12 protein-coding genes are annotated in these 19,920 nt (G+C 38.0%); 5 read left to right on the top strand and 7 right to left on the bottom strand.

Annotated elements, in window-relative coordinates:
- Window positions 1–39: 39 nt before the first annotated feature.
- Window positions 40–2,703, bottom strand: a complete 2,664-nt coding sequence (locus tag AAHF87_RS02060) for a hypothetical protein (RefSeq protein ID WP_342146675.1) — start codon at window positions 2,701–2,703, stop codon at window positions 40–42.
- Window positions 2,704–2,939: 236 nt separating this feature from the next.
- On the opposite strand from AAHF87_RS02060, the gene AAHF87_RS02055 reads away from it, so the two are divergent.
- On the top strand, window positions 2,940–3,752 hold the full coding sequence (locus AAHF87_RS02055) for an HAD family acid phosphatase (protein WP_342146674.1): 813 nt from the start codon (window positions 2,940–2,942) through the stop codon (window positions 3,750–3,752).
- 8 nt (window positions 3,753–3,760) lie between these two features.
- On the opposite strand, the gene AAHF87_RS02050 is transcribed toward AAHF87_RS02055, so the two are convergent.
- From AAHF87_RS02050 to AAHF87_RS02030, 5 genes are all read right to left on the bottom strand, one after another.
- Window positions 3,761–4,597, bottom strand: coding sequence for an alpha/beta hydrolase (locus tag AAHF87_RS02050; RefSeq protein WP_342146673.1), 837 nt, complete (start codon window positions 4,595–4,597; stop codon window positions 3,761–3,763).
- Between the two features lie 81 nt (window positions 4,598–4,678).
- On the bottom strand, window positions 4,679–5,494 hold the full coding sequence (locus AAHF87_RS02045; RefSeq protein ID WP_342146671.1) for a M15 family metallopeptidase: 816 nt from the start codon (window positions 5,492–5,494) through the stop codon (window positions 4,679–4,681).
- Window positions 5,495–5,523: 29 nt separating this feature from the next.
- The gene (locus tag AAHF87_RS02040; protein WP_342146669.1) at window positions 5,524–6,528 is read right to left on the bottom strand and encodes an LD-carboxypeptidase; all 1,005 of its coding nucleotides are present in this window, start codon (window positions 6,526–6,528) and stop codon (window positions 5,524–5,526) included.
- 171 nt (window positions 6,529–6,699) lie between these two features.
- The gene (locus tag AAHF87_RS02035) at window positions 6,700–10,395 is read right to left on the bottom strand and encodes a pentapeptide repeat-containing protein (protein ID WP_342146668.1); all 3,696 of its coding nucleotides are present in this window, start codon (window positions 10,393–10,395) and stop codon (window positions 6,700–6,702) included.
- Window positions 10,396–10,608: 213 nt separating this feature from the next.
- Entirely contained in the window at window positions 10,609–12,984 is a 2,376-nt protein-coding gene (locus AAHF87_RS02030; RefSeq protein WP_342146666.1) for an Rne/Rng family ribonuclease, read from the bottom strand.
- Between the two features lie 809 nt (window positions 12,985–13,793).
- Between AAHF87_RS02030 and AAHF87_RS02025 the strand changes: the two genes are divergently transcribed.
- From AAHF87_RS02025 to AAHF87_RS07280, 4 genes are all read left to right on the top strand, one after another.
- Window positions 13,794–14,129, top strand: a complete 336-nt coding sequence (locus AAHF87_RS02025) for a hypothetical protein (RefSeq protein WP_342146665.1) — start codon at window positions 13,794–13,796, stop codon at window positions 14,127–14,129.
- A 193-nt stretch (window positions 14,130–14,322) separates the two neighbouring features.
- On the top strand, window positions 14,323–16,938 hold the full coding sequence (gyrA, locus tag AAHF87_RS02020; RefSeq protein ID WP_342146663.1) for a DNA gyrase subunit A: 2,616 nt from the start codon (window positions 14,323–14,325) through the stop codon (window positions 16,936–16,938).
- Window positions 16,939–16,946: 8 nt separating this feature from the next.
- Window positions 16,947–17,480, top strand: coding sequence for an orotate phosphoribosyltransferase (locus AAHF87_RS02015; protein WP_342146661.1), 534 nt, complete (start codon window positions 16,947–16,949; stop codon window positions 17,478–17,480).
- Window positions 17,481–17,518: 38 nt separating this feature from the next.
- The gene (locus AAHF87_RS07280) at window positions 17,519–18,022 is read left to right on the top strand and encodes a CvpA family protein (protein WP_425287992.1); all 504 of its coding nucleotides are present in this window, start codon (window positions 17,519–17,521) and stop codon (window positions 18,020–18,022) included.
- 3 nt (window positions 18,023–18,025) lie between these two features.
- On the opposite strand, the gene AAHF87_RS02010 is transcribed toward AAHF87_RS07280, so the two are convergent.
- The gene (locus AAHF87_RS02010) at window positions 18,026–19,714 is read right to left on the bottom strand and encodes an ankyrin repeat domain-containing protein (protein WP_342146660.1); all 1,689 of its coding nucleotides are present in this window, start codon (window positions 19,712–19,714) and stop codon (window positions 18,026–18,028) included.
- Window positions 19,715–19,920: the final 206 nt, after the last annotated feature.

The raw sequence follows: 19,920 nt of genomic DNA, 5'->3' as shown, positions 1-19,920 counted from the left end.
ATTTTAATTATTTAAGCTAGACGAATAACCAAGACTCATTTAAAAACTGAGGCTTCTACCCATCGTCGGAATAACATTAATTTTATCTTGTATCGATTTAAATAAATCCCTGAATTTTTTATCATCTATAGTTTGGTCCTTATTTATTTCCGATAAAATATTCTCTTTTAGTAGATCATACTTTTCATCTAATAAATGATGGAGAGCAGTTAATAATATCTGTTTTCTTTCCACAGTCGTTCTAGGGTTAAATTGCTGTCTAAAAAACTGAGAAATTCTAGTTTTAACTTCGGTGTTTGTAGAGAGGCTTAGATGGCTAACATTATGACTTAGATCCAAGACCTCATGCATTTGATTATGCATAGGCTGTATAATTAATAGGCACTCCTTAATTTTCTCGTTTAGCTTTTCGAAAGATTGTTTCAGCGCTACTAATCTTTCAGAAACTTCAGTTTCCTTTATTGGTTTAGGTATATTTGTTTTTTTAGGAGAGGGTATTTCCCCTAAAAAATAAGCCCTTTCTTTGCTCATTCTATTCTTTTCAAATTGTCCAAAATTTAATGAAACCTTTTTGTGAATATCTGAATATTCTAACGTTCTAAATTTTTCAGCTTTATCCCATGCATGATAATGAGTGTTATCTTGAATTTGATTTCTTAGGTTTTTTATAATCTGAAGCGTCATCAGGGCTTTTTCAGCATAAACTTCCATCGCGGATATAAGTGTTATAATTTCAGGTAAAGAAGCATTGATATGCTTATTATTATCATGATCAGTTTGATTAAAAAATCTTGTACCAAACTTATCCGTTGTATTAAGTATGGCGGCGCTGTATTTTTTTTGGTAGATGCGTAAATTATTTTGTAATTGACTGGTAAAATTATCGAATAAACTACTCAGTAAAATTAAAATTACATGTATATCCTGAAGTCGAGGGCCAATCGATAAAATAGTATGTTTGAGTGATTCCAAACCTAAATTTTCATATCCAAGATGTTTATAAATATCCGAGATAATTTGTTGTTCTTTTTCTGAAGGCTGAGCTATATCACCTAAAGATGCTGAAATAGTTTGTTGGATTTGATCTAATGCACATAACCGATTTTGTTTTAATCTTTCCTCTTGTTGAGTTCTTGCAACACTTTCATCTTCAACTTTTTTTAATTGATCTTCATTAAATTTTCTAGCAACTATCTCTGTTTTTTTCTTATTTAATGCAGCTAATTTAGCTTCTAATTCTTCAGTCTCTTTTATTTTTTTGCTTCCATCTTCCTCTATGAGTTCGCTGGAAAATTGTGCTGCGTTCTTTTCATATTCTGAAATAGTGTTCTTTAATTCTTTCCATTTAATACTTAATTCATGCAGTTTTTTCCACACTAAAAAAGTTGATTCTTCATCAACAAAAATTTCTATAATATCGTCATCTATATTTTTATCTATATAGAGTTGTGTAAATTCTGCTATGGAACCGAAAATGTTGTGTTCAGTAAGATTATTTTTTAGTATCTCTAATCGACTATTCAAATCTTTATTTTCGGAAGCGTTTAATTTAGCGATATATTTTTTAAGTATGCGCTCCTTGGTAGTTTTCTGCAATTTTTGTTTATCTATATTTGGATCAAATAATTTCTGCATATATACCGAAATCAGATGTTCTTTATTCATAAGCAGATCATAACTTAGCTGCATTTTTTCCATAATCCCCTGGTAGGATTTGTATTTATCAAATAGATCGACTTTTTGCTCAAGGCTTGCAGCTGAAGATAAACCAACATCTAAAATCTTATCCAGAAAAAATATCAGTTCCTCCAAAAGAGGTAATCGTAAAGATTGCTTATCTCCTAAATTTAATAATCTTTCCTTCAGATTCTTTAAGATTGGAAGTAGCGTATTCTCTTTATGTAGATTTTCATAATAGGTGTATATTGTATCCACAATACTAAGTGGACTGGGCAATATAAGTGATTTGTAATCAGAGTCTAATGGATAGTCAGCGGCTAACATTTGATTGAAATGTTGACACTTTTCTAAAGTATTAAAGGCAAGCATGATTAATTTAAATTGTAACTCCAACTCAGAACGGGTATTACTAACCCACATCATCATCGCGCACAAATAAGTCGCTTGTATTTGCTTAAACAATGGAATATCGCTATCTATGGAGACTAGTTGCTTTAAACTATGAAAATACAATCCGTGCATTTTCTCGCAAGATTTAAACAAGCTAGCTAAATTCCAGCTATTACGACTATCTTGAGAATAATAAGGAAGAAAGGCATTCATTAATACAAAAATTTCTTTTATAGTACTTAATTGTAAGGAATACTCTTTTTGTTTTAAATCACTTAATACCGATGCTATTTCTAAAACCGTCGCCATTTTTTGAATATCTTGATCATCAAGATCACAGGCATTATCAAACAGTTTTTCGAATTCAGGATTGGTTCTTGTTTTAAAACGAACCTGCTCGATTTCTGCTTTTAGTTTGGTGCCCTCTTTACTTATTACATAGTTTTCAAAATGTTTTTTTAGGATTAGAAAATCAATATTGTGGGCATCAGGTTTTTTATCTAAAAGAACAAAGGCAGATTGTGCGGCATAAACTTGCCAAGTTTTAAGAGAGATTTTATCGGGATTTGCAGGGGCGTCTAATATAGTTGTAGGTTTCGATTGGGTAGTTTTTGTTTTTTTACGCTTAGGCATATTTTTTGTCCTTTTTTATTATGCTATGGGACTGGGTAACGCAAAAATACGAGGATTTGTTGGTGGTCGGTCTTCAATATAAATTTCAAAACTATCATAGGTGAAAAAAATGTACTTTTCAATTTAATGAAATATCGGCTTGGACATGGCTTTTTACATAAAAATAAATTATAACTAGGTTAAGACTTTTTAGCAGGGATCGCACAACATTTTAACTATTTGAATTGAGCAAAAACATGAAAAAAATGTTACTGTCCCTACTGTTAGCGCTTTTCAGTAGTATCGCTTTTGCTGGTAATCAATTTGTCATTGTTTGTGCGCCGGCCGCACAAAAAAATCCTAGCATTTTGCAAGCGGTCAAATGGTATCGCGATTCGGCAGAGAAAAAAGCCAGCTATCGACAAGTGTATAACATGGGTTCGGTATATGTTAAACAATGGGTACAAGTGCATCATCCAAAGGCCAAAACTTGGGGCGTGGTGTTAGATATTGATGAAACAACCTTAGATAACTCTTGGTATTTTTATCAATGTGGTAACTTAGCGGCAAATCCGGCAGATTTTTCGCATTTTGTGACCATACCGCAAAAATCCCAGGCTTTACCTGGCGTAGTAGCGTTTACGCAATTAGTTCATCAATTAGGCGGTTACGTCAGTTTAATTTCTAACCGCGATGGTTCGTATGTCGATCAATCTGGAATTACGGCGCTCGAGGCCACTGTTCAGAATTTAAAACAACAACAGCTTGTTTTCGATCAAGTCATTTTAGCAAACAATAAAAAATCACCACATCCAGCCGATAAAAATCCGCGTTTTAATGCGGTGACGCAGGGTTGTTATCAAGCGGATGAGATGGTGTGGTCTAACAAACTGCCTCCACATCCAGTAATCGCTTATTTTGGTGATAATATCCAAGATTTTCCAGAGTTTAAACAAGCAAGCGCCTATGCCTTGCCTGACAGTGCACAGCAATATGCAAAGTTTGGTGATGGTTATTTCATTTTACCGAATCCTTTATATGGTAGCTGGCAAGCTAATCCTTACGCATAACTTGTTAATTAGCCTTGTTTAAAAAAAGCGAGTAGATCGTGGTTGATTTGGTTTTTCTGCGTCGAGCATAAACCGTGCGGTGCATGCGGGTAAATTTTTAATGTAGCATCTTTTACAAGCTTGACCGTAAGTAATGCTGAGCTTTGAATCGGTACGATTTGATCGTCATCTCCGTGCATAATTAGTGTTGGCCTATCAAATTTTTTTAGATCGGTTCTGAAATCAGTTTCAGAAAACGCCTTAATGCAATCAAAAACTGCTTTGAAACCCGCTTGCATGCCGAGTAACCAGAATGAATCTCTGAGTCCCTGAGAGACTTTCGCATCGGGTCGATTAGCGCCATAGAAGGGCGCTGAAAATTCTTTAAAAAATTGTGAACGATCCTTCAATACATTCTGACGAATTTCATCAAATACCTGCATGTCAAGACCGTCAGGATTAGCGACTGTTTTTAACATAAAAGGTGTAACGGCACCTATAAGCACGGCTTTCGCTACTCTTTTTGTTCCATGTCGACCTATGTAACGTGCTATTTCGCCACCGCCAGTAGAATGGCCGACATGGATAACATCTTTTAGATTGAGTTCAGTCACTAACTTAGCCAGATCATCGGCATATGTATCCATATCATTACCATGCCATGCTTGACTGGAGCGACCATGACCACGTCGATCATGTGCAATGCAACGGTAACCCTGCTCGGCGAGAAACAGCATTTGATCTTCAAAGGCATCGGCATTCAGCGGCCAGCCATGGCTAAATACTACCGCTGGTCCCTTGCCCCAATCTTTATAATAGAGTTTGATAGCCGTTTTATGTTCTTCACCAACCTTTATATAACTCATGACGACTCCTCCTTGTGAAAAAATTTTTCTGGCATGCAGCTGGGTGAGCACTGGTTGCTGCGTTCCTTATTTTTCTAATCGTTATCGAATAATCTTTGCGACACACGCCGCGCGCGCAGCAGCATGCGGACAGGTTGAACTTTTTGCCATACAATCGGTATAGGATCTGGCGTATTGTTCAAAGGCATGTCGTGCCTTGCAAGGTGATAAGTTAATGAGCTGCTCGACAAATTTCCGGCTACCAATTTCGAAGTGTTGATAATCAATCGGATAATTCCAATAGCCACCCCAACCAATAAAACCATTTTCAGCAAAGATGTCAATGGCGTCCTCAGCCATACCGGCTCGAAAATCTTTTTTAGGCCGGTAATTTAAGCGATTGATGGACTGTTTTGCTGCCAGCGCAGGTAAAATAGTGGCATGACCTAGTTCATCAAACGAAATATAGGGATTTTGTAATGGATTGACATCAATAGCAACGCCATACGCGTGTAAGGACCAATTCGATCCGCCGGTTATCGGCCGACCATTAAAGGCAGAAGTATTATTATCGTTCATCGAAGCTTGATCATCACCATTATAGGTTTCCATCAATACTGCTTTGTTGATTGGAAATTTTCGCTTGAACAACGTATCAAAAATGCTTTGTGTACGTTCTGCAAGCGCATCGAGTACGACAACTTGCCCTTTATCTTCTCGACCCGCAAAATTGATAAGTGGAAAACTTACCGTTCTTAAGCGGTCGCAGGGGACGGGATTTTTATCGGTGATCACACGCTGCTTTTTCATTTTCTCACACTGCTCGGTGCTTATCGGCTTGATGGCAGCCGTACCAGGAAAACTCAGTGCGTTGGATAAAATCAGTGCACATGCTATTTTTAATATTTTTTTAGGCATCCTATTCACTCCTTGTTATTGTAAAACTTTTAAAAACTAGTAATTTTAGTTTGTTTAAGTGTGCAATATTCCTGTTTTGATGGGCAATTTATTGCAGCGCTGCGACCAAATATAAACGGTTTATTTTCTCTACCATGCCCGAAATAAGGAAAGTAATAAACTGGGATAGTGGTTTTTTTAGCAAAATCTTTAATCACAGTTTTATACATGAGTCGTTGTTCATCGGTAGGATCCAAGGGGTAAAACTGTCCAAACACAATAGCCCTAGGTTTAAAATCAGTTTTGTATAACAGTTGATGCAAGCTACGATCCAGTTGTCTGAAGCTCACGCCGGTATCTTCTAGAATTAATATATCCTTCGTAAAGTCATGCTCATAACGTGTTGCAAAAAAAGCTTGGATTAGCGTGAAATTGCCGCCTAATAGTGTTCCTTGTATGGGTGGTAACGCAAACTGATTTAATGGAATTAAATTTTGATAAACAATACCTTGAGTGAATAAGTTTTTAATCGATGGAATACTTTCTCGATCATTGATATTGATTTTCTCAGTATCTGGCTTGGTCATTTCTTTATTGTAAGCGGCCACCACGGCATGTACTGAGGGCCAGTTTAAAACAGTATTAACAAAATAGTGGATGGCGGTGACATCACTAAAGCCAACAATAATTTTTGGCTTTAGTTTTTTTAACTTATCTGTATTCGCATATAATGCCGGAAATAGGTTGATAGCGCCGGCGCCACCACGAACCATCCAGATAATATCAATATGCTTATCGGATAGTGCTGCGAGCAGCGCGTTCGCGCGACTTTGGTCAGTATTCACATAGCCAAAATCGGAAACAACCTGATTTAAATACTGTGTGTTAACGATATAAGATTTTTTTTCAAGTTCTTGTTTTATTTGCTCAATATTATCTTCATTGTATTGCGTGGAACTTGAAATAAGCGCCACTCTACGGTAGCTTTTTGCTAAAATAGGATTAGCAACGGTTAAACTCAATGCGGTAACAAGAAAAATTATTTTTTTTAACATAGATGTATATCCTTAAGCAGTAACCTTTATTAAATCTATGCTTCTTGATTATAAAATGCAACAGCAATTCCTTGTAGGTTTAGCTTGCAATCAGAAATTGTTTATGAATTTAATGCCTGCTAATAAATACCCACTAAGTTGATTAATGGGTATTTAATTCGACAATTCATATTATCGGGGGATACCCATTCCTAGGGGTTGACCGGGTATTTTATAGTATGTTTGTCTATCGAGTTGTTGTTGTGCGTGCTTTATTTTGGGATTAATATGCGTTCGACTTTCTTTATTCATGCATTTTGCTAAAAATGTGAAAGCAAAAAGCATTTCGTTGCTATTACTAGATGCTGTAGCTTGTGATAGACCCTTAGTTGGTTTGCTTTGTTGGTGATGTGCATGGCTGCCTGCTAACTCTTTTCGAATAGATTGCTCCCTCCATTCCAGACTTTTTACGCCATTAACATTTGTATTAAAAAAACTTGGTGCAGCTATACATAGATTGTTTTTATCAGGGTTTGTGTTGCTCGGTTTATTCTGATGTTGCTGGGTCGGATTAGATTTATAAGTACTATTATTATTGACGCTTATTTTTTCTGATTTTTGCTGAGATGAATTTTCGAGACGCGCGGCTTTTGGTCTGTTTTTTATCTGAGTTAATTCCTGTTTGTACGGAGTTGTTGCAATCATTGCTTGCTTGTTGTGCGTGCTGGCAGGAGCAATCGCTGTTGTTATGTGTGCTTGTTTGATTTTCTTTTTTATTAAACGAGCTTTTTGCTGTTTTAATTGTCCACGATCATAATCTACGTAGTAATTATATGCCGTTTCCCAGGGTTTATCGTGAGTAGATGGGGTAGCAGAAAACATTTTGTCACTCAGCCATTTTACACTCTCTTTAATGGTCTTTACGCTAGTTTGAAGCATTCCAGTTGAGCGAACGCTATTACTTGCTGTGGGCGCCGCTACAGAAGGAGCAGGTGTTAAAGGGATAATGCTAATAGAACGACGTTTTCTTTCCCAGTTTGCATCGGTATCGATATAAAAAATAATCGGATTATAACAATCATCTCGAAAAAGAGAGGAACTGGGGAGCTGCCCCTGCTGATAGGCATTTCTAAATAATGTATTTTTATATTGATGTAAACTTTGATTCCACGAGCTAGCTGCATGGCGTATTTTTTCCGCTTCTTCTAAAAGAACGATTTTTTGGTTAGTAAATTCCAAGGAAAAGCTCAATCCTTTTTCTAATTCTTGGTGAAAACCTTCTAATACTATATTACATAGTTGGTTGATTTCTAAGTTTGGAGTGTACGCATTGGTTAGCACCAAGTCCTCTCCATTATAAAAAAAACTGTGATGATCAATGGTTCTAGGTATAAAAATACGACTGTTTGATTCTAATTGATGAACCGATATGAAATCGGTACTACCAGCGTTTACCTTAAGTTGTAATGGAAGAGGCGTTAACTGCAGGTTTATACCATGTAGCGTTAATTGGGTGGTGGCAGTGTTGGGAATAATCTTTAAATTCCTATACCAGTGATCGCTGCGTGCATTTTTTAAACGCACCGAAATAACCGGCACACTGAATTGAAAAGTTTCATTCTTAGAAATAATTAGACTGCGCTTTAAGATGATATCGTTATCTTTTTTTAATAAAAGAATCGCTAAGCTCGCATTGAAATCTTGTTTAATTTGCTTAGCTAAAGGCCGAAAATCTAATAGGCTATTATATCTACCTTTACTTGTTGCATAGAGAGTCACATTGGGTAAGGGAAAATGATTTTGAGTTAATAGAGTAGGCCCCCCACTAATCACAAATTTTTTGCCATGACTGTTATCCACCAGATGGCTGATATGTACAGGATGATTTTGCAGTATTTGATGGTTGCAATCGCCGATATTGAGCAACTCATTAGTAACAGGATTAAGCATGGTCATACTAATATTAAGACGTTTTGCTAGTTTAGTGTAGGCCGGAGTGAGCGCCGCTAACGTTTGATTATTGATCGTTTCTGCGAGCCAGTTTTTTTCTTTAGCGAACATCATTTTAGTATTATCAGTGAACTGTAAAATATGCCGATTAGGTAAAATAGAGCTTAAATTTTGTGAAAAACTTACGATGGCTTTAGTGGAACTTACTGAATTGACGAGCTGTATCAGCGTATGACGTAGGACATCGTTGTCGGATAAAGTAACGTTCCAACAGCTTTGCTCGCAGCGAGTAAAAACATCTGGAAATTTTTGCAAGAGTGGCGTGTATTGAGTCCTATTCAGCGTGCCCGTTAAGCTAGCAATTTGTTGCTCATTAAAATGAGTTTCTGGTGTTAATTGATAGAAAAAAATAGTCTCCGGCGCTGAAGGCCATTTATAGATCGAAATTGATTTAATTATGCCTAATAACGCTTGAATTTCAGTTGAAAGAAAATCAAAACTGACATCGTAACTTAAAGTACGGTTGGCAATAGCTGCATTTTTTTGGGTAGTGACAGTATTAACATTAAAAAGTGTACTATTTAATGAAACATAAATTGGGTTTGGCTGCATTATGTTTTGTGATTCACTAAAATCAAATTCGAGCGAAGAGGGCGTGGTGACTGACAAATTATCGACCGACGAGCTATTTTTTAAATCTCGCGCTTTACTTTCAATTTCTAGCATCGCCGTATTAAGCATAGGACTTAATTTTTGAAAATGAATTAAATCTTTTATCGTAGTTTGTGCCTGAGTAGTGACGTTTACGACGTCTGCCAAATATAACCATTGGCTTTGCGTCGCTTCATCTTTATATTTTAAATACCAAAGAAACGATTGCCCATTAATCACTATTTCTTTAACATCGCAAGTGTATTGACCGTCAAAAGTGAAAATATCGACATCAGCCCAAGAAATTTTGCAGGCAATTGCTCTAGGCATATCCACCGGTAGACAGCGTTCCATTAACGCCAGTCCTATACTTTTGTCTTGAGTCGATTGCTGCGGACTTAAGGTATATCTGGCAGGATACTTTCGATAGCTGAGTGATTTAATATCTTCCCATTCAAAATAAGCGGTTTGATCATAGGGGATGCTTACTTGATTGATTGAAGTGCCTTCTATGTTAATATCGGTTTTATTGCTACCACTCAGATTAGCCTGATCAAGATTAGCCCCTCTAAAATTAGCGCGACTTAAATTAGCAAAATATAACGAAGCGTTTTTTAAAATGGCTCGAGAAAAATTGACGTCTTGTGCATTAGTTCCCGCTAAACTAGCATCTCCTAAATCGCAATCAGAAAAATTAGCTTCACGTAAATCAGCATTATCAAGCTGACAGCGTTGCAAATCTGCTTTTTCTAGATTAGCTTTTCTTAATTGGCAATTTTTCAGATTGGCTCTTTTTAAAATACTTTTTTTAAAAATCACCTCGTTCAACGTTGCTTGACTTAAATCGGCCTGGGTTAAGTCCGCGCGCGTCATGTCTGAGCCTACTAAGCGCATGGATTTTAACGTTGAGTATTTTAAATTGGTACCGATAAAGTTCGATTCTGAAAAATCTAGATGAGATAATTCTACATTTTCTAAATTGGCATTCGACAAATCTAAATTTTTGAAGAGACTCGTAGCATCATTCGTTTGATTATTATTCCTGGAAAATTCTGCATTAATTTGTGTAAAATTGACTGCACGTAAATCCCAGCCTTTAAAGGTTTTTAATTCAAGACCGGTTAGAAATAGTTTGAATAACTCAGCGGAGAGCTCAGCAGTTGATTTATCTGTGTTGCCGGGTTGGTTAAATGCACTTAATTTTTCTGTATTATTGATTAGATAAGTTTTAAGTTGGAGGACGCTGGGTAAATTTAATTGATCCAATATGTAATAATAGCGCTGCATATTATTTCCTTATTATTGATGGTTTATATCCTTTTCAGCACATATCATACAATAAATTTTTTAAATAAAAAATAATAAATTTTATGAAAATTATTTGCAATATTTAATTTTTCAAAATTAAATAGCTAAAGGGAGAGTAGGCTTAAGCAAGCCCTCGATAATCGATACCGAGGGTGAAAACTTAAATGCATGGGCTAAAAATAGTGGTATGAATTAATTTTTAGTTTTTTGATCTTCATAATGACTATAACTACGATGACGCAATTTGGGCTCGCCACCATATCGTCGTGTATTGCGACGCTGTGTAGTTGGATTACTCGTATTAGTAGGTGTGGTAGAATTGATAGAGTTGTTAGTTATAGCTTCAGCAACTGGTTTTTTCTCTATAGTCGGTGCAGATTTTTCCATCGCTTGTTGTTGAGGAATGACTTTTCTTTCCGTGGTATTTAACGCAGGCTTAGGTGTTATATGCTCTGCTCGATGTGCTTGCTGGTTTGATTTATTTTCGTGTTTATTGATTGTTCTTTCAGCGGGTTTCCTTTTATTAGGTAATGGTTTTCTTTCTACGGGTGCAGCAACCGGGGTAGCAACCGGTTTAGTCGTATGTTGCGGGTTTTGTTGTTGATGAGGTGACTCATTACGTTGCTGATGATGTTTATTATACCGATGATGGGATGGTTTGCTGCCGTTATGATGGTGCTGTCCACCATTGCTTTCGCTGCCATGTTCTCCGTCTTTGTCACGTCTGTCATCGCGGCGGTGATTGCGCAGGCGATTATTACGATTTGGTTTCGAATAACGTCGTTCTGAAGAGTGTCTATGGGGAGCATCTTTGGGATGACTGTGTGTAAACGCGGTGCCGGTCTCTTTTTTCAGGGGTTTATTACTAGGCTCAACTTTAGTTGTTTTGCCTAAATCTTTTAACATGCCTAGCAATCGACTTAATAAGCCTAATTGGGTTTTAGTTTTATGTTTGCTCAGTGCAAAAGTCAGTGGTTTTACAGCCGGGGTTTCTATAGGTTTAAGGTTAGGTGCGTTATAGGGTAGCGGTGATTCTGTGCAAGATTTATCAAGCATTTGATAGCTAGCGTTTTCGCTGGCCTGTAGATTAATGTTATGGCCTAGACCCGTAATTTTATATTGTGGAGATTGCCAATACGGGTTAGGAATTAACAATATGTTTATTTTATAGCGTTGCTCAATTTGCTGTATGGCCAGACGTTTTTCATTAATGAGATAAGTAGCCATATCGACGGGTATTTCGACGCGTATTTGTTGAGTTGATTTCTTTAACGCTTCTTTTTCTACTGCACGCAATAGGGATAAGGTTAATGATTCGATAGTTCGTATGGTGCCTTCACCATTGCATCGTGAACACAGGGTCTCATTGGCCTTTCCTAAGGAATGACGCAAACGTTGTCGTGACATTTCTAACAATCCAAATGCGGAAATTCGACCGATTTGTATACGTGCGCGATCTTTTTTAGTGGCTAAACGTAAACAATTTTCAACTTTGCGTTGATTGTCTTCTGAACTCATATCGATAAAGTCAATGACAATCAAGCCACCTAAATCACGTACGCGTAATTGATGGGCAATTTCTTTAGCGGCTTCAAGATTGGTGGCAACCGCCGTTTCTTCAATATCTTCATTTTTGGTAGAACGACCAGAGTTAATATCAATGGAAACTAAGGCTTCGGTGCGATCGATAACGATGGTAGCGCCTGATGGAAGTTCTATTTTGCGCTTAAACGCAGATTCAACTGCTTCTTCAATATCAAAATACATAAACAAAGGGATAGTATTTTCGTACAGGGTGATTCGGGAAACAAAATCAGGTCGAATTTGCTCGATGTAATGCTTAATTTTTTCGTAGATTTTTTTGTCATCAATAATAATTTCGTCAATATCACGTCTTAAATAATCACGTATCGAACGTGTAATCAGATCGCCTTCTTGAAAAATTAGAAATGGAGCGGAACGCTCGTTAAAGGCTTTTTGGATGGCGTTCCATTGTTGCAAGAGTAAATTTAAATCATTTTGTAGTTCATGGAATTCACGACCGACACCTGCGGTACGCAGAATGAGACCCATTTCCCCAGAAAGTTCCATTTGACTGAGTAGATCCTGCATTTCGCGACGTTCTTCTCCTTCGATACGACGGGAAATACCACCCGCGCCAGGATTATTTGGCATCAGTACTAAGTAACTACCCGGTAAGGTTATATAAGTCGTTAAAGCGGCCCCTTTATTGCCACGCTCTTCTTTTTCAATTTGCACCATCACTTCCTGGCCGACTTTCAGCGAATGTTTAATGGTGTGTGACTCATGATTTCTCCCCTTGCAGTAAGTAGGGGCAATTTCTTTGAAGGGTAAAAAACCATGACGATCAGCGCCATAGTCGATGAATGCAGCCTCTAAGCTGGGCTCAATGCGGCTGATTTTTCCTTTATAGATATTGGATTTTTTTTGTTCTTGACCACTATATTCAATATCTAGGTCGGAGAGTTTGTTTTCTTCGAGCAAAGCAACGCGGATTTCTCCGGGTTGATTAGCATTGATTAATATTCGATTCTTTTCATTATGCATCGTTGAATCCTATTTTGTATGAAGGCTCAACTAAGCTTGCTTATCTGTAAACGTGGTAATCGCGGTTAAAAAAATTAAAACGGTTGCTATACCCTGAAACAATGACCACTTAATGAATTTAAAAAGGGTAAGTGAATCAATAGGATTCTTTGCATAAGCTCTTTTTTGCCTTTGAGCTAAATAGCATAGGTTTCAAATAACTGATTTTTAACACGGATTACACGCTTGCATATTCTCAATATATCTTTTTTATGAACAATAATACTGCCCATAAAATCCGCACCGGAAGAATATCGTTCCAAATAAAAGGTTGCAAACTTAAGAAGCCGGACTAATTTTATGATTTTGGGATTAGTTGATCACCAAAAACAATTTAAATTTATAAAAAATTAAAATTTTTTACTTTAGTTAGCTCTATAGACAAAACGTTGATTTCTTATCATTTCGCTCTGTTTTGTGTCAGTTAAATAGAGGGGATTAACCGAGCTATATGCTGACACGGGAAACTAAATCTAGGATTCATTATAACAGTATTTAGTAGGTTGGCAATCAAAACAGGGCCTGGGGCACAGGGCTTTAGAGCAGTTTTACCAGGGGTGGCTAATCCCCTGGGGGCGGGAGTTATGCTCAGGACTTAAGCACGGTTGAGCCTAATGTTTATCAGATTTTGTTTTACTTGAAAGTTTTGCTATGCTTAAGTTGGCTTCTACTATGAGCTATGGATTTGTCAGTGGGCTTGTCAGCCCTAGGCTGACAACTTGTTCTTTTAATGCTTTTTTGCACTACTTTTTAGATGGGGAATTTTGCTTATGTATAAGAAGTTTTTGGTTTCAATGCTGCTGACGGCGGCGTTAGTCGGCTGTAATCATCAGCCTTCTGATAAGCAAGGAGATCAATCAGATACTGCGATGCCGGTTCAAGACCAAATGGTTAATCCAGCGAATTCATCCAGCTCGGATGAGCAAATACCGGTTAATCCGCATGCTGTGGAGCCTACGCAAACACCACCTACCGATAACACTACGCCCGCTACGCCAGCAACACCGGATACATCTTCTAACAATGGAGCAGCGACCGATACGACTACACCGGCGGCACCTGCTAATAATGGTGATTCAGCTAATTCTGCGGCTGGGGCACAATAAGTCAATTGATATTGGTCACCTGCTTTTTTGAGACTCGTTTAAAAACAAGCGACGAGTGAAAGGCTTCTTGAATCGATCCTGTGTTGTTTAAATGCAGCACAGGATACTCTTCTTACTCGAATTTTTGCTGCTAATTTGTGCCTATTTATGGTACTATTTAACTCTTTTTACGTATCATAGGTTTTGAGCTTTTATGGCAGAATCAGTGGCTAATGAAATCATTTCGGTAACAGTTGAAAAGGAACTAAAGCAATCCTACCTGGCGTACGCTATGAGTGTCATAGTGGGTCGGGCATTGCCGGATGTACGAGATGGCTTAAAGCCCGTACATAGACGGGTTTTATTTGCCATGAGCGAGCTGGGCAATGATTGGAATAAGCCACATAAAAAATCCGCCCGCGTGGTGGGTGATGTTATTGGTAAATATCATCCACATAGTGATGGGGCGATTTATGACACCATCGTGCGTATGGCGCAAACCTTTTCCATGCGCTCTGTATTGATTGATGGACAAGGTAACTTTGGTTCGGTTGACGGTGATTCTGCAGCTTCGATGCGTTATACCGAAATTCGGATGTCGAAGTTGGCACATGCCTTATTGGCGGATTTAGCCAAAGAAACCGTCGATTTTGCTCCCAACTACGACGAAACGGAACAGATTCCTACCGTATTACCGACGCGCGTGCCTAACCTGCTAGTTAATGGTTCTTCAGGTATTGCCGTTGGTATGGCGACTAATATCCCACCGCATAATCTTGCTGAAGTTATCGATGCTTGCGTCGCTTTACTCGCCGATCCAGAATTGACCGTAGAACGCTTAATGCAGTTTATTAAAGGACCTGATTTTCCTACGGCTGGTTTAATTTATGGTAAACAAGGCATCGTTGAGGCGTATCACAATGGTCGTGGGCGAGTATTTGTTCGAGCGCGTATCGAACTTGAATTAGACGAAAAATCGAATAAGCAACGAATTATAGTGACCGAGTTGCCTTACCAAGTAAACAAAGCAAAACTTATCGAAAAGATTGCTGAATTGGTAAAAGAAAAACGTATTGAAGGTATTACGGCATTACGCGATGAATCCGATAAAGACGGTATGCGTATGGTTATCGAAGTCCGCCGTGGTGAAAACGTGGATGTGTTATTGAATAATTTATTTTCGCAAACGCAATTACAAGTCACGTTTGGTATTAATATGGTGGCTTTGGTTGATGGCAGACCGGTCTTACTCAATCTCAAACAATTAATTACTGAATTTTTGGCACACCGACGTGAGGTGGTGACACGGCGCACGATCTTTGAATTACGTAAAGCAAGAGAACGCGCGCATATTTTAGAAGGCTTGGGTATTGCCTTAGTCAATATCGATCCGATGATTGCCTTGATTAAGGCGGCTAAGGATCCAGCGGATGCTAAATCGCAACTGTTAGCGCAAGCCTGGCAGCTAGGTATAGTGGCTGAAATGCTGACTAAAACCGATTTGCTAGAAACGCAATTAAGCGTAGATGCAGCGCATGAATATGGTGTAAAAAAAGGCGAGAATAGTTATCGATTATCGCCCGAACAAGCCCAAGCGATCTTAGAACTGCGTTTACATCGTTTAACGGGTCTCGAGCAAGAGAAAATTTTAAAAGAATATCGCGATCAGTTGGATATTATTATTGATTTACTCGATATCTTAAATCAACCCGAGCGCTTACGTCAGGTTATACACGATGAACTGGTGGCAATTAAAGAAGAATTTGCCGATCCGCGTCGTACTGAAATCATCAGTGTCGATGCTGAAATTAATGAAGAAGATTTGATTCCAGCCGAGGATGTGGTGGTGACATTGTCACATGAAGGCTATGTCAAAAGACAAAGCTTAGATGTTTATCAAGCACAACGTCGCGGCGGTAGAGGAAAATCCTCAGGTGATGTTAAAGAAGAAGACTTCATTGAGCATTTATTAATTGCTAATACGCACGCCACCTTATTGTGTTTTTCTAGTGTGGGTAAAGTGTATTGGCTTAAAGTCTATAAATTACCCGAAGGGAGTCGCATCGCTAAAGGTCGACCCATCGTTAATTTATTGCCTTTAAGCGAAAATGAACGGATCAATGCGGTATTACCCGTGCAGAATTATAGTGCTGAGCATTTTATTTTCATGGCAACCGCGAATGGTACGACCAAAAAAACCAGCTTAATTGATTTTTCACGGCCGCGTAATGACGGTATTATTGCCATTGATTTGCGTGAAGGGGATCGTTTAGTGGGCGTCGCATTAACTGATGGACAGCAAGATGTTTTATTATTTACCGATGCGGGTAAGGTCATACGCTTTAATGAGAGTAAGGTGCGTTGTATGGGACGTACCGCCTGCGGTGTGCGCGGCGTTAAATTACAAGCGGGACAGCAAGTTATTTCTTTAATCATTGCTAAACCAGAAGGATTAATTTTAACGGCAACTACGCATGGGTATGGTAAACGCACACCTGTTCCTGAACATCGTTTAACGAGTCGTGGTGGTAGTGGCGTAGTGGCGATTAAAACCACCGAGCGTAATGGGAATGTTGTGGCAGCGGTGCAAGTATTGCCTTCTGATGAAGTGATGTTAATTACCAATAAAGCGACTTTAGTTCGTACACGGGTTGCTGAAATTCGCGTAGCGGGTCGACATTCACAAGGTGTGCGATTAATCCGCCTGAATGAAGGTGAAACCTTAGTGGGTTTAGAACGTATCGAAGAAGATTTGGTCGCTGCAAGTCCAGAACAAACCGATACATTGATAAATTTAACGGCCGAAAAAACTGATAACGATGTTAATTAGGTTCCTCGATGGAAAAGCAAAAATTACTCGAAGCGCTAATTAACATTGATGTGATTAAATGGGGCGAATTTACTTTACGTAGCGGCGAAATCTCGCCGATCTATATCGATTGCCGTGGCATTATTTCCTATCCACCGCTATTACGCGCCATTGCCAACGTTTTATGGAATAAGGTAAAACACCTTAAACCGGATTTGTTATGTGGCGTACCGTATACCGCATTGCCTATAGCTACAGCTATTTCACTCGATCAAAACCTACCGATGCTAATGTGTCGTAAGGAAATTAAAGAATATGGAACTAAAAAACAAATCGAAGGTGTTTTTAAACCCGGCCAATCCTGTTTAATCGTTGAAGATGTCGTCACCACGGGCGGCAGTGTGTTACAGATAGCACAGAGCTTAAAAAAGCATGCGTTACAAGTAAAAGATATTGTCGTGTTAGTGGATAGGCAACAAGGCGGCACAGAAGCGTTGCAAGCTGGGGGCTATCAATTACACAGTGTCTATACTTTAGATGAACTTATCAGTATGCGTGCATAACAATATCAGCTAAAAAATAAATAGAATAAAGGTTCAATATGCAAGCAGAGTTAAACTGGATGGACGGTGTAATAGTCATTATGCTATGCCTGTCCGTTACGTCGAGCGTAGTACGTGGATTGCGTAATTTTTTTTACGAGTTAGGTACGCTTGTACTTTTGTTTTTTATTCCCTTGTACGCCATTCCATTCTTTAAAGATTTTCAGCCCTCGAATAGCACTATTTTTTTTATTAGTGGTATATTTCTTTTAGGTTTGAGTTGGCGTCTATGGAATAGTATTCGCTACAGAAAACAAAATAGTGTTCAACTGAGTTGCTGCAATAGGACTTTATCAGGAATATTAGGTTTAATCCGTGGTATTTTATTAGTAGAACTCTTAGTATTTATCATTTGTTCTATTAATAGGCAAAGTTTACACGGCTCACTATTAACCAGTTATTTTTTTTCAATGTTAAACAAGTTGCCTGTGGAAAAAATACTATGGATTGTTTGGGTAACGCCTTTATACATTTTTTTCTATCTTCCTTCAAAGCTATTCTAGAATTCAATTTTTTCTTAAAGCGGACATAGTTTCGTGACTGAGAATTTCCTTACGTTGGTTTAATCTGGAAAGCGTGTCATTTCTATGTTCTGCTTTGGGTATTATGGTTAACAATTTATCTTCAAATAAGCTGACTAAAGATAAATTGCTCACTCTTTCAGCGGCCTTTATACTTTCATGATTTTCTTTATGAAGATCAATTTCAGGTTGCTGTAAAAGAAATTTTACTATTTCTTCATGGCCATGTTCACATGCTAAATGCAAGGCTGTATTACCTTTTGAGTTACCGATATTAAGTATATCAGCATCACAGGTTTCTTGTATTTTAGCTAGATCGCCTGTAGCCGCAGCAAGCAGAAAAACAATACTTTTTCTTTTTTGTGCGATAGAAATTTCTTCAGCTGATCCCAAGCAGTGGGTTACCATGGTTTGGCTAGACCGCTGCGCGCTATCTGTTCGCAATGATCTGAATTTATACGCTAGATTTTCTCTATTTTCCATACATTGCTGAATATACGTTTTTTTTGATTTTTTAATTTTTCTATCTGGATTAATCCAGATAATTTCTAAACAGTCTCTAACATCTTCGATATCGGTAGAGATGAGTAACTCATAGGGGCTTTGGTGTTGTGTATTTTTCGCATTTTTATTCGCTTGATTTGCCAGCAATTCATCGACAATCGACGTATTTCCTAACAGAAAAGCGTAATGTAGCGGTGAATTACCGTCTTCATCAGGCCGATTGATATCGACTTTTAGTCCAATTAGTTTTTTTGCAACTTCGAAGAGGCCTACCTTGACCGCTAAGCATAAACAAGTTTTTCCTTCGCTATCGACGAGATTGAAATTAAATTTTGGTTTGGCATGCGTAATTAACAGATCGATAAACTTTACTGCGTCTTTTTCATCTTCGTTAGCAATCAGCGTATGTAAAGCGGTATTTTTGTAAGAACTAGGATTTATTTCATGACTGGCTTGTAGATTCGGATTGACACCTTGTTCTAATAGCCATTGAAATTTCTCCATGGTGTCGACTCGTGAGACCGCAGCACTTTGCAGTAAATTACCCGAACAAAACAGTTTATGCAGATTAAGTTGACCTTTTTTTATGGCGGTTTGTATCTCGGCTAATTTAAATCGATTGCCCGGTAAAAAATAGCGTGCAACGTCCTCGTTAAAAAAATAATCGGAGTCAAAAATTTTCGCATTGCGCACCAGATTGAAGTTTTTTATTTTGAAGGCGGTAAAAGCCCGATTTGCCAGCGCATCTTCATCCTTAAAAGGTAAATGCGGAAGCTTTTCTTTTAATTTACTGACAATAAAACTGCAGCTTTCAGAAAAGGCATAATCTAAGGCAGAATACCCTTCTTTGTCAGTTGAGTTTTTGTGTCCCGCCCCGGCTTTTAATAAACGATAGACGGTTTTTTTATCGCCTTGCTTAGCGGTTAAATGTAGGGGTGTTAGGCCTCGATGATTGGCTACATCCAATTGAATACCAGGGCAGGTTAACAAGAGTTTTGTGACGCCATAATGTTGGTTTTCTATCGACCAATGTAACGCGGTATTGCCATTAGTGCTTTTATGATTGATGAAATTTTTATCGAGTAAGTTCCTAACTTTGTCTATATCACCTTCCGCTGCAGCGCGCCGTAACTGAGTTCCTGCGTCAAGATTAGGTTTAGTTTGTAACATGACGACTTCCTTGTCATTGAATAATTTTAAAAAAAGTAATAGACAGGTAAATTGATTTTTACTTAAAAGCACTATCGATCTTTTTTTGTCCTATAAAAACTGTCTAAACTTTTAAACGCTGAATATCACTACTTAAAAAAGTAGTTTATACTATAGAACCCAATTGGGTTCTATCCACGCTTTTAAAGTTCTTTACACTATTTTAA

This window comes from Rickettsiella endosymbiont of Aleochara curtula (genome assembly GCF_964030935.1).
GTDB lineage: Bacteria > Pseudomonadota > Gammaproteobacteria > Diplorickettsiales > Diplorickettsiaceae > Aquirickettsiella.
The sequence above is the reverse complement of the archived record's forward strand: the minus strand, read 5'-3'. Positions and strand labels throughout refer to the sequence as shown.

Bases quoted from the DNA above. Each gene is read 5' to 3' on its own strand.
- AAHF87_RS02030 (WP_342146666.1), bottom strand. From the start codon at position 12,984: ATGCATAATGAAAAGAATCGAATATTAATCAATGCTAATCAACCCGGA.
- AAHF87_RS07280 (WP_425287992.1), top strand. From the start codon at position 17,519: ATGCAAGCAGAGTTAAACTGGATGGACGGTGTAATAGTCATTATGCTA.
- AAHF87_RS02010 (WP_342146660.1), bottom strand. From the start codon at position 19,714: ATGTTACAAACTAAACCTAATCTTGACGCAGGAACTCAGTTACGGCGC.
- AAHF87_RS02025 (WP_342146665.1), top strand. From the start codon at position 13,794: ATGTATAAGAAGTTTTTGGTTTCAATGCTGCTGACGGCGGCGTTAGTC.
- AAHF87_RS02035 (WP_342146668.1), bottom strand. From the start codon at position 10,395: ATGCAGCGCTATTATTACATATTGGATCAATTAAATTTACCCAGCGTC.
- AAHF87_RS02015 (WP_342146661.1), top strand. From the start codon at position 16,947: ATGGAAAAGCAAAAATTACTCGAAGCGCTAATTAACATTGATGTGATT.
- AAHF87_RS02055 (WP_342146674.1), top strand. From the start codon at position 2,940: ATGAAAAAAATGTTACTGTCCCTACTGTTAGCGCTTTTCAGTAGTATC.
- AAHF87_RS02040 (WP_342146669.1), bottom strand. From the start codon at position 6,528: ATGTTAAAAAAAATAATTTTTCTTGTTACCGCATTGAGTTTAACCGTT.
- AAHF87_RS02050 (WP_342146673.1), bottom strand. From the start codon at position 4,597: ATGAGTTATATAAAGGTTGGTGAAGAACATAAAACGGCTATCAAACTC.
- AAHF87_RS02045 (WP_342146671.1), bottom strand. From the start codon at position 5,494: ATGCCTAAAAAAATATTAAAAATAGCATGTGCACTGATTTTATCCAAC.
- AAHF87_RS02060 (WP_342146675.1), bottom strand. From the start codon at position 2,703: ATGCCTAAGCGTAAAAAAACAAAAACTACCCAATCGAAACCTACAACT.
- gyrA (WP_342146663.1), top strand. From the start codon at position 14,323: ATGGCAGAATCAGTGGCTAATGAAATCATTTCGGTAACAGTTGAAAAG.